The sequence below is a fragment of the Microcoleus sp. Pol7_B2 genome (assembly GCF_036701035.1).
Taxonomy (GTDB): Bacteria; Cyanobacteriota; Cyanobacteriia; order Cyanobacteriales; family Microcoleaceae; genus Microcoleus.
Genome location: NZ_JAUBQB010000035.1, coordinates 52099 through 63216, shown reverse-complemented (window position 1 = coordinate 63216; position 11118 = coordinate 52099). Strand labels below are relative to the sequence as shown.

9 protein-coding genes are annotated in these 11118 nt (G+C 46.3%); 2 read left to right on the top strand and 7 right to left on the bottom strand.

Annotation, left to right across the window (positions count from 1 at the left end):
- A partial coding sequence (locus QUA57_RS15110) for a TIGR03032 family protein (RefSeq protein WP_333061853.1) occupies nucleotides 1-804 on the top strand: 804 nt, incomplete at its 5' end.
- 37 nt (nucleotides 805-841) lie between these two features.
- Here the strand turns inward: QUA57_RS15110 and QUA57_RS15105 are convergent.
- The 7 genes from QUA57_RS15105 to QUA57_RS15075 all read right to left on the bottom strand — a co-directional run bounded on the left by QUA57_RS15105 (nucleotide 842) and on the right by QUA57_RS15075 (nucleotide 7064).
- Nucleotides 842-1741, bottom strand: coding sequence for an ABC transporter ATP-binding protein (locus QUA57_RS15105; protein ID WP_333061852.1), 900 nt, complete (start codon nucleotides 1739-1741; stop codon nucleotides 842-844).
- A gap of 125 nt (nucleotides 1742-1866) precedes the next feature.
- The gene (locus QUA57_RS15100) at nucleotides 1867-2640 is read right to left on the bottom strand and encodes an ABC transporter permease (protein ID WP_333061850.1); all 774 of its coding nucleotides are present in this window, start codon (nucleotides 2638-2640) and stop codon (nucleotides 1867-1869) included.
- Between the two features lie 246 nt (nucleotides 2641-2886).
- Nucleotides 2887-3930, bottom strand: a complete 1044-nt coding sequence (locus QUA57_RS15095) for a hypothetical protein (RefSeq protein WP_333061848.1) — start codon at nucleotides 3928-3930, stop codon at nucleotides 2887-2889.
- A 507-nt stretch (nucleotides 3931-4437) separates the two neighbouring features.
- A complete protein-coding gene (locus QUA57_RS15090) occupies nucleotides 4438-5277 on the bottom strand; it encodes a hypothetical protein (protein ID WP_333061846.1) in 840 nt (279 codons plus the stop codon).
- 63 nt (nucleotides 5278-5340) lie between these two features.
- Nucleotides 5341-5517 carry a hypothetical protein gene (locus tag QUA57_RS15085; protein WP_333061843.1) on the bottom strand — a complete coding sequence of 59 codons (177 nt, stop codon included), beginning with the start codon at nucleotides 5515-5517 and terminating at the stop codon, nucleotides 5341-5343.
- Nucleotides 5486-6511, bottom strand: coding sequence for an ABC transporter permease (locus QUA57_RS15080; RefSeq protein ID WP_333061842.1), 1026 nt, complete (start codon nucleotides 6509-6511; stop codon nucleotides 5486-5488). Before QUA57_RS15080 ends, QUA57_RS15085 begins: the two co-directional genes overlap by 32 nt.
- A gap of 208 nt (nucleotides 6512-6719) precedes the next feature.
- Nucleotides 6720-7064, bottom strand: coding sequence for a hypothetical protein (locus QUA57_RS15075; protein WP_333061841.1), 345 nt, complete (start codon nucleotides 7062-7064; stop codon nucleotides 6720-6722).
- A gap of 630 nt (nucleotides 7065-7694) precedes the next feature.
- Between QUA57_RS15075 and QUA57_RS15070 the strand changes: the two genes are divergently transcribed.
- Nucleotides 7695-11108 (top strand): PAS domain S-box protein, encoded by a 3414-nt coding sequence (locus tag QUA57_RS15070; protein WP_333061856.1) that lies wholly within the window; start codon nucleotides 7695-7697, stop codon nucleotides 11106-11108.
- Nucleotides 11109-11118: the final 10 nt, after the last annotated feature.

Here is an 11118-nt window from a genome sequence, read left to right as displayed (position 1 = left end):
AATGTCTTAGAAGCCGGGAAATTATACCAAGGATACGATAAATTATATATACCAAGAATCGGCTATACTACAGGTGACATCGACATTCACGATATCGCAGTCGATAAAAATAATCAAATCCTTTTTATTAGCACTTTGTTTAATTGTATCGCTACAGTGAGCGATCGCCACAGTTGTAAACCTTTATGGAAACCGCAATTTATCTCACAATATATAAATGAAGACCGCTGTCACCTCAACGGTTTGGCGATGGTAGAAGGAGAGGCGAAATATGTCACGGCGTCGAGTCAGTCGGATGTGGTGGATGGCTGGCGCGATCGCCGAAAAAATGGCGGTATAGTTATTGATATTGAATCTAATGATATTATCGTCACAGGGTTGTCAATGCCGCACTCACCTCGCTGGTATCAAGACAAGTTGTGGTTGCTGAATTCGGGGAGAGGCGAATTAGGATATGTGGATTTAGATACAGGGAAATTTGAGGCCATTACGTTTTGTCCGGGATATGTCCGAGGACTGGCTTTTTGGCAAAATTGGGCAATTGTTGGACTCTCGAAACCTCGGGGTGGTGACAACACTTTTAGCGGTTTAGAATTGGATGAGTTGTTGCTAGCCAAGGATGCTGAGGCTCGCTGTGGTATGATGGTGATTGATTTGACTACTGGGGCGATCGTTCACTGGTTGCGGTTTGAAGGAATTGTCCCGGAACTCTATGATGTGCAGGTGATTCCGGCAGTGCAAAAGCCGATGGCGTTGGCTTTTCAAACGGATGAAATTGCTCAGTTAATTACTTTGGAACTTTAACTGCAGATGGTGGCGGATGTACGCTAATGAACGCAGATTAAGATGCAGTTTGTTTTGTAACTTCGACATAAATATGTTCTAAGCGCACCGGATACCGAGCGATTGAATCAATAGAAATCCCGTCGAACAGCAAAATAATCTCTTTTAATTCTAAACGTTCCGGCAGCCAAAAAGCTAAATCGCTACCGTAGCGGCGGGGAATGAAACTGTATTGTTTAGCGCGGGCGATGACTTCAGCTTCTTCGTCGGTTTTTACCACGATAATTTCTTGAGCCGGAATCAGTTTTTGCAACTCTTCCAAACTCCCCTCAGCGACAATACTGCCATTTTTCAAAATCCCGATTCTCTGACACAGCCGCTCAGCTTCATCCAACAAGTGAGTTGTCAGCAGAATTGTAATTCCTTCCGATTGCAAGCGCTGAATTAACTCCCAAATTTCATAGCGGGCCTCAATATCTAAACCAGTTGTCGGTTCATCTAAAATTACTAATTTAGGCTGATGTACCAAAGCCACCGCAATATTCAAACGTCGCTGCATTCCTCCGCTCAAAGTTTCCACTGGGCTTGTAGCTCTATCTGTCAAATTAACTGCTTTCAAACAGTGTCTTACTTGATAGCGCCGCTGCTTACGCTCTAAGCCGTAAATTTGAGCAAAAAAGTTGAGGTTTTCCTCGCAGCTAAGGCTTTTGTAAAGCAAATTTTCTTGGGGCGCTACACCGATTAAGGATTTTGTAGAGTCAGAAACAGGTTCGCCATTAATAGAAACTTGACCGCTGTCGGCATTTAGCAAATTGCATAAAATATTGATAGTTGTAGTTTTGCCCGCCCCGTTGGGTCCGAGCAAACCGTAAATTTCTCCAGCTTGGATGTGCAGTGTTAAATCTTTAAGCACTGAACGCTCGCCGTAAGACTTATTTAGCTTTTCAATTTGCAACACTGCTTTAATTCTCCGTATTATTTTATATATTTACGGTTGTTTCTGACCGATTAAACCGCAGAGAGCGCAGAGGGCGGAGAGTCAGAGAAGAGAGAGAGCAATAATTACGGCATAATGAGATAGTTTTAAAGTCTTCTTTCTACTCTCAGCATCCTGCGGTAAGAAAGCCATCCACCTGCAATCATGGCAATAGAAAATATGAATAAATACCAAAAGTGTCCTGCAATATCAGCCAAATCTTTGCCGTCAGCCCACACGCCCATCAGCGCTTCGTTCATGTGATAAATTGGATTGTACTGGGCGAGTTCCAGCAGACTTTTGGGAAAGAGCGAAGTAGGCAAAAATGCGCCTCCTAAAATCAACAAAGGAACGCCGAAAGCTGCTACTAGCGAGTTGACATCTTCAGTGCGCCTCGCAAACTGGGTGCCGAGAATAAAGCCTACACCTACATAAGATACAATACTGAGCAGAATAATCGCACATCCTAGCAGAATAGAGCCTTGGAATTGTGCTCCTAAAAAAGAGGCGATCGTGTATACTAAAATTACCTGACCGATGCCGATACAACTGTGGGCGAGGAAAATTCCTAAAAAGTAAGAAGTGCCGCTCAGCGGGGAAATAAACAAGCGTTTGAGGGTATGCTGTTCTCGCTCTGCTACTACTGTTGCTACGCTACCACCGAGACAGCTAAAAAATAAAGCCGCTCCTACTAAGCTTGCAGGTGCAGCAACTTCAAAGGCTTTTGCTGTGCTGAGATTAGCGCGTTCTTTTAAAATTAAACCGTTAATTAGCAAGATAGAAACTGGAAAAATACTCCACAAGACTAAGCTGCGTCGCCGCCTCCCCAATTCAATTAAAATCCGCTGTGCTACTGCGAGCGTTTCGTGCCAGTATTTCATAGCCAATATATTAGTATTGTTAGAATTGGGAATTGGCGATCGCGCCACCGGATATCATACCATAGAGGTGCCAATAAGTTTAACTCTCAATAAAAAACCCGCCGGCGCGGGTTTTGTAATTTTAGGGGGATAGGTTTTAACACAAGTAAAAAAAGCATGGAACTGTAACAAATTTCATCCATATCTAATCAGTTATTCCCTATCGAAAATCGAAAATCGTATAACTTCTCGCCTCTGTCGCTGCTCTCAATTAATACTAAAGTTCTTACCTCTGTAGCATCCTTGAAAGGAAGTTAAATTCGTGTGGTTTCTCTGTTCCAATTTAGTCACGAGGGAAGAAGTATTGCTACTTTCAGGGGTAGCACCCCACTTGTAGATAAAGTCGCCGAGATTGTCCCCGGTTTCTTCGTAGCTGTGCTCTTCAATTGGAATTCCAGAAACTCCTGAAACAGTTTGGTTGTGGTATCCGTTAACGATGATTTTTTCGATAACTGCGCCGGGTTCTGCGGTAATGTTCCATTGCACGGGTTCGTAGGCTGAAAGCGCGAGAATTATTGGCTTGTTTCGGCGTTCTACTTTGACTTCGATCGCACTTTTTGATAAATCTCGGTTCTTGTGATCCGCATTGGCTTCGTAAACGCCTATTAAATGAAGTTCTTTGTTTCCGCTTGACGAACCGATATAACCTGAAAAATCGTCGGAACCGCCAAGCCCGCAGTTGGCGCCAGAACTAATTGGGGAAATAAAAGCTGTTTTTTCGGCTAGTTTCTGCTGCACAGTTGGCACTACCCACAATCCGGTTCCGATGCCTAAAGCACCTATCAAAGCGGCGGCGATACCGAACGGAAGGGCATTTGTCAGGTTGCGAACAACTGGTTTGGCTGTTAGTTGAGATAGGGTTTGCTGCCAAGTTTCACCAGTTTGTCGATCGGCATTGCCGCCATCGAGACAAGCCAATAAACCTAAACTTTCCGGCTGTTCGAGCAAACTTTGAACTGTTTTCCCTTCGCCGACGTAGAGATTTCTAGTTTCGGTGTCTAAAAGCAGCCAGTAGCGATCGCCCTCGCCGAGGTTGTACTCTTGTAGCGCAGGATCGACTAAATCGTGCTGCAAAAACACCAGCCAAGCCATATTATTGCCAGTGCCGACTGTTTTGCCGTCGCTGGAAATAAGTTGGTCGATGTCTGGCTCCCAGCGCCAAGCTACCCAGCGACTATCTCCTCGATAGCCGAGGGATTTTTCTAGTTGCGGATGAGCGGTTATTTCTAAGCGTTGAACTAAGTTTGACACTAGATGTCCTCCTCAAGTGCGGTCGGGTCTAGAGCAATTTTGTTCCAATTTATTAAAACAAATATTTTGCTCATGAAGAGCCTCCGAATAATCGGGTTAATTTTGTCTGGCTAATGTTATCAGCCGATACTTTCCAAACCACACGGGCTTAACAAAAATATGCCTGTTGAATGGTTTAGCGTGAGAACTTGGAGCTGGCGAGCACCCGCCTGGTAATAATTTTAACCTTTGCCGATCGCTAATCCTGTTACGGATTAAAGCTGGCTATTTCTCACTGCTTCTACCTGGTTGTCCAGTTTTGAAAGAGTGCTTGGCTAATAGCGTCTACAAGTTCTTAGCTTAACTTTTATTTGGCTACTCTGCTACAAAATATGCCGATCGCACCTGACATCAATATTACGCAGGCAAATAAATATTCCGGCTTTCTCGCGGGTGAACAATCCCTAAAAAAGAGACGGTTTCAGAGAAACCCGGTTTCTGTGATAGAAAGTTCTGGCACTTCGCCTATTACTGGCGGGGGCCATCAATCGCATCTCTAGTCGGTGCAACACCTCCAGGGCCAAAGGAACTCGGCGGCACTCTCGGAAGATTGAGATTGGGAGTGGGAACTAAATCGCCGTTGCCGCCGCCAGCAGTTCCACCCGTGGGAGACGCACTATTATTGGGACTGCTACTCGGCGAAGTTCCCGGATTGGCATTATTATTCGGAGTGGTATAGGGCGAACTTCCCGGATTGAGATTATTCTGATTGGTATTCGGCGAAGTTCCCGGATTGGCATTATTATTCGGAGTGGTATTCGGCGAAGTTCCGGGATTGGCATTATTATTCGGAGTGGTATAGGGCGAACTTCCCGGATTGAGATTATTGGGATTGGTACTCGGTGAACTTCCCGGATTGGCATTATTGGGAGTACCTGCGGGCGCAGTTCCCGGATTCTGATTATTCTGATTGGTATTGGGCGAAGTTCCCGGATTCTGATTATTCTGATTGTTGGGATTTGCCGTGCCTGTTGGAGTAGTTATCGGGGTGCCGGTACCATCTCTGGTGATGGCGTTGGGGTTCGGGGGAGGAGGCGGAGCACCTCCATTGGGGTTATTTGCAGGAGCATTGGCGGGGTTGCCCGCAACCGGAGCAGGGTTTTGGGGAGCAGCATTGCTGCCGCACAAGCTGACTAAATCAAAAGTTGTGCCGCCTCGGGTTTCGATGAAGCAAACCGGCACATTTACATCGGGGTTTGAAGCTCTGGGAAAATCGGCTGTTCCCGGCATGGGACGGCTAAAGGCAGCTTCAGCCATCAGTGGGGTCAATGCCGCCGATAGAGCGGCGATTGTTCGCAATAATCTCATCAGCGTTTCCTCAAATGTATAATTTTATTTTCTCCAGTATTGCCCATAAATTGCTAAGTGTCGTCACTCTAAAAGCCGATCGATCTTTTTGACAACTGCTTCTACAGGGCCGCCGCTGGCTGCAACATCTCGCGAACGCAGAAAATAGGGGTAGAAAAAGCCGAAAGTGCAACAGTCGCCCATCCGTCGCCCTTCTTCCTTGATATTTTTAGTACCGAATTCGCGGGTCAACGTAAGCATTCAAAATATCAATTACAATGCTGGCAATTACTACAATTGCCGCAAAAAACACCACAATACCTTGAACAGTTGGATAATCCCGCAAGCTAATCGCTTCGTAAAGGCGATTTGCCAACCCCGGCCAAGAAAAAGTAACCTCTGTTAAAATAGCACCGCCCAACAGTGCAGCAAAAGTCAATCCTAAGACAGTAATCACCGGAATTAGTGCATTTTTCAGAGCGTGAGCCCATAAAATCTGGAATTCTGGAATGCCTCTAGCTCTAGCTGCTTCGACATAATCTGCTTGCAAAGTTTGCTTGAGATTCACTCTGACAATGCGCTCGAAAATGCCACTCAAAAGAATGCCCAGCGTCAAACTCGGAAGTGCCAAATAATGCAAAGATGTGAGAAACTGACCAGGGTTAGCGCTCAGGAGACTGTCAATCGTGTAGAGTCCCGTGTAGCCTTCGGGGGCGGGGAATGTGACGGGAAAGCGAGTTCCCAAAGGAAACCATCCCAACTGCACTGCGAAAATCAACTGCAAAACCATGCCAGCCCAAAAAGCGGGCAGCGAGTAAGTGATAATGCCAAACAAACGACCTGCTGCATCGAAAATAGTGTTGGGGCGAGATGCTGCCAGGGAACCGATACTGATGCCGACAATTAAAGCTATGGCCATGCTACAAACTGCTAATTCCACTGTAGCGGGGAAATAATCTCCGATAATTTGCCACACGGTTTGTCCGCGAGTGGTGATGGAGGTTCCCAAGTCGAAGCTCAACAAGTTTTTCATGTATGTGAGATATTGCTGCCACAGGGGTGCGTCGAGGCCGAGTTGAGTTCGCATTGCTTCTTTGGCGCCTGCGGGAGCTCGCGAGCCGAGAATGGCATCTATGGGGTCGCCCGGAGTGGCCCGCAACAATAAAAATACTGCTGTGGTGATTGTCCACAACATTAGCGGTGCGAGGAGCAAGCGGACAAAAATATAAGATTGCAGGGCTTTGGAACGAGACATAATATTTGGGAATTGCCAATTGCGAAGTCATTAGTCATTAGCCCGATGTTGAAGACATCTGGCAGATGGAAGCTAGAAGCTGGAAAAAACAGATATTTTATATCTGCAACTTCCGTGCCGCCAATCAGGGGAATTGGGAATTGTGAATAGACAGTTGAGTTGATTTTTGCGAAAAAGTCGATCGACTTTTTCGCAATTGGCGATTTTCCTATTCGCCCAGCAGCGATTCAAAGGCGGCTTGCAAAGACTTGATATCGCCTACTCTGGCTACTAACAAGTTTTCGCTGCCGGCATCCTCCAGCCTGTGCCTCCAATACTGGACGCTATCGGAGTTGTTCATCCAGAAACTAATCACGGTGTCTACAACTCGATCGACATCCCAGCCCCGGTAAGGAGAAACTGTCTCCACGGATGCCACAAACGCATCGAGAGTACACTTCCAGTTTCCCAAGTATTCTACACCCGACTGCTGCTGTTGTTTCAGCAATTCCTGCTGCTGGTTAAAAAATGTTAAAGTTGGAGATACGCCCAGGATTTCAAATGTATAGTTCATGTCATCCTCCAGAAGTATTATTTTGCCAAAATGTCGACCGTCCAAAAAAGCCAAAAACGCTTTACTTTGCTGGCGTTGATGAAATGCAGATGCTTCAATTATCCTCTTTGTGCGATCGGGATTTTGGCTGCTTATATTATTAATAGCAAATTTTTTAACACTCGATTGTCACAGAATTTACATTTGTCCTGGCACTGTAGAAAAAATTAAAATCAAATTTTTATTAAGCAGGGATAAGGTGGGGCATCTGCGCCCGGAGGAACAGATACAGTTTTAGATTTGAGATTTTAAATTTTAGATTAAAGAATTGAATAATTGGGAATGACTGATGACAAACAGGGTTGGGATTGCGGGTCTACAATTGCATTTGTTCTAACCTGGGGTGACTTTTTGGGCGCGACTCCCCAGAGATATCGCCACATTCACGCAAGTAGTGGCATGATTAATATTACAATTTTTTACGGTAGCGGTGGAAATCTCAGCCAAGTTTTGAGCAGCCCGCCACCCCACTTCACTATTGCGGCACAACTTTGTAAATTATATCTAGGGCATCTTTTAAACGACAAACAATACGCAAACCCCGTAGGTGTCAGAATATTGATGTTATTTAAAAATTTAAGCAGTTGTCTGATGAAAAGCTCCCCCAAGATGTCACTGAGCCTAGTCTTGTTGATACCGCTGGTGGTGCAAATCTCCGTAGCAGTCGGCGTGACTGGATGGCTTTCGTTTCGCAATGGCCAGAAAGCCGTCAATGACCTTGCTACGAGGTTAAGCTTGGAAGTCGCAGCGAGAACTAAAGAAAATTTCCGCAGTTTTGGGGATGTGTCTCATTTATTCCTGCAAATGAATACTGCTGCGATCGCCTCTGGAAACATAGACCCGGAAGACTTCCCCAATTTAGAGCGCTATTTGTGGAACCAGACCAAGCTGAGCGATCGAAATACAACCATCTACTACGGCGACGAACAGGGCAGATTCGTCTTGCTCAAGCGAGAAGCAGAACACTTAGTATACATCAGAGACGAATCCACCGCTCCCAACCGCCAAATTTATCGCCTCGACAGCCAAGGAAATCGCACTGAGCTAATCAAAACCGTCCCCTATGACCCCCGTACTAGACCCTGGTATCAAGCTGCCAAACAGTCAGGCAAAGCCACTTGGTCTCCCATCTACCCTTTCGCAGCACCGCCAGTGCTGGGGATTACGCCGGTGATGCCTATTTACAATGAAACAGGAAACCTGCGGGGGGTATTGGCAATTGACCTGACTCTTTCTCAAATCAGCGATTTTCTTAAAAGCATCAAAATTAGCCCGTCAGGACAAGTTTTTGCGATCGAACGCAGCGGGGAAATAGTCGCCAGTTCCACAGACGAACTGCCCTTTGTCACCGACAAAGACGGACAAAAACGGCTGTTGGCGACACAGAGCAAAAATTTGCTAATTCGATCGGCCTCCACATATTTGCAACAACGATTTGGTAGTTTTGAACGCATTGACAGCAAAGGACAGTTTACCTTCGAGATAGACGGCAAACGTCAATTCATTACCGTTGCTCCCCTGCAAGACGGTCGTGGCCTCGATTGGCTGGTTGTAGTCGCAATCCCGGAAGCAGACTTTATGGAGCAAATTAACGCCAACACTCGCACAACTATCTTATTGTGCTTTTTTGCCTTCGTACTGGCGATCGCACTCGGAATATTTACCACTCGCTGGGTTGTCAAACCGATTACTCGATTGCTGGAAGCTTCCAAAGCTTTAACCAAAATGTCGGAGTCATCCGACTTCACCTCTGTAGAATTAAACGGCGAAGTCGAAGTTCAAGGCGTCAAAGAACTCGGCTTTCTAGCTCAGTCTTTCAACCAAATGGCCCGACAATTGCGATCGTCTTTTATTGCCCTAGAACGAACCAACTCTAGTTTAGAACAGCGAGTAGCAGAGCGGACTGCCGAACTCGAAGCTGCCGAAGCAGAATTGCGGGCTTTGTTCGCAGCTATGAACGAATTAATTATAGTTGTGGACGCCAGCGGCCGCTATTTAAAAATCGCGCCCACAAATCTTTCTCTGCTCTACAAACCAGCCGAAGAATTAGTTGGCAAAACATTCACAGAGGTGTTTCCGCAAGCTACAGCCGACAATTTTCTCAACCACATCCGAGCAGCTTTAGATACTCAGCAAACTGTCAGCATCGAGTACGATTTAACCATTGACGACCGCGAAGTTTGTTTTGCCGCCAGCATTTCACCGCTTTCAGAAGAATCCGTAATTTGCGTAATCCGCGACATTACCGAACAGAAGCGAGCCGAATCGGCGCGACGCCAAAGGCAAAAACAATTGCTCAAACAAAATACGGTTTTGGTAGAACTCGCAAGAAATAAAGCGCTGTATCGAGGTGATTTGCAAGTAGCTTTGAGGCAAATCACCGAAGCGGCGGCTCATACCCTAGATGCAGAACGAGCCGGAGCATGGTTGTACGATGAAAGCCGCTCGAAACTGCAATGTCTCGACCAATTTTACCGCAGCAACCACCAGCATTCCCAAGGTAATGAACTCGCAGCAGCAGACTATCCAGCTTATTTTCAAGCTTTGGAAGAACACCGGACGATCGCAGCCGAGGACGCTCTTTCAGATATTAGAACTAGAGAATTTGCCGAATCTTACTTTTCACAAGTGGGTACTACTTCTACCTTAGACGCGCCGGTGCGGCTGGGAGGACAAACAGTTGGAGTCATCTGTATCGAACAAGTGGGAACTACTCGCAACTGGACATTAGAAGAACAAAATTTTGCTGCTTCCCTGGCAGATTTGGTATCATTGGCGATCGAAGCCAGCGAGCGCGATCGTACACAAAGTGCTTTGCGTCAAGCAGAACAAAAATATCGCAGCATCTTTGAAAATGCCGTCGAAGGCATTTTTCAAAGAACCCCCGAAGGCCACTTCTTGAGCGTAAATCCAGCTTTAGCGCGCATCTATGGCTACGCCACTCCCGAAGAATTAACATCAAATCTCACCAACATCAGACAGCAAGCTTACGTCAATCCTCAGCAGGGCGACAAGTTTATGCGGGTGATGGAAGAATTCGGAGAAGTTTCGGGGTTTGAGTCACAAGTTTACCGCGTTGACGGCAAGGTAATTTGGATTTCCGAAAGCGCGCGTGCAGTGTGCGACGCCGACGGCAAGGTACTCTACTATGAAGGCAGCGTCGAGGATATTAGCGATCGCAAAGTCTTTGAATCCGCCTTGCAACTGGCCCTAGAAGCAGCCGAAGCTGCTTCCACCGCAAAAAGTGCATTTTTAGCAAACATGAGCCACGAACTGCGAACACCTCTGAATGCCATCATCGGCTACAGCGAAATGCTCCAAGAAGAAACCGCAGAATTGGGTTACGATGAACTCACCCCAGATTTAGACAAAATTCGCACTTCCGGCAGACACTTGCTATCGCTAATTAACGACATTCTCGACATTTCTAAAATCGAAGCCGGTCGCATGGATCTTTACTTAGAAACCTTCGACATCGCTGCCTTGATTGAAGAAGTCGCCTCCACCGCCGCGCCGCTAATTGAGAAAAACGGCAACACTCTCAACTTGGATCGAATTACGAATATCGGCACTATGCACGGTGACATTACGAAAGTGCAGCAGATTTTATTAAATTTGCTGAGCAATGCCGCCAAATTCACTCAAAACGGTACAATTACCCTCACAGCCAGCCGCGAAAAAATTGCGGGCGACAGCAGCGAAGCAAAACAAGAAAACACTTCTGAACCTGCGGTAAGTTCTCAATCTTCAATTGCTAGTAAAGAATTTTTAGTTGTTAATTGTACAGATACAGGAATAGGGATGACTCCCGACCAGTTGCAGCAAATTTTCCAACCCTTTACCCAAGCAGACGCTTCCACCACCCGCAAGTACGGCGGCACTGGTTTGGGACTGGCAATCAGCCAGCGTTTTTGCCTCATGATGGGCGGCAATATCTCAGTAAAAAGTCAGGAGGGTGTTGGTTCTACTTTTACCATTCGCTTGCCGGTTAATCTGCAAAATTAGGGGGCGTAAC

Bases quoted from the DNA above. Each gene is read 5' to 3' on its own strand.
- QUA57_RS15100 (WP_333061850.1), bottom strand. From the start codon at position 2,640: ATGAAATACTGGCACGAAACGCTCGCAGTAGCACAGCGGATTTTAATT.
- QUA57_RS15090 (WP_333061846.1), bottom strand. From the start codon at position 5,277: ATGAGATTATTGCGAACAATCGCCGCTCTATCGGCGGCATTGACCCCA.
- QUA57_RS15085 (WP_333061843.1), bottom strand. From the start codon at position 5,517: ATGCTTACGTTGACCCGCGAATTCGGTACTAAAAATATCAAGGAAGAA.
- QUA57_RS15080 (WP_333061842.1), bottom strand. From the start codon at position 6,511: ATGTCTCGTTCCAAAGCCCTGCAATCTTATATTTTTGTCCGCTTGCTC.
- QUA57_RS15075 (WP_333061841.1), bottom strand. From the start codon at position 7,064: ATGAACTATACATTTGAAATCCTGGGCGTATCTCCAACTTTAACATTT.
- QUA57_RS15070 (WP_333061856.1), top strand. From the start codon at position 7,695: ATGAAAAGCTCCCCCAAGATGTCACTGAGCCTAGTCTTGTTGATACCG.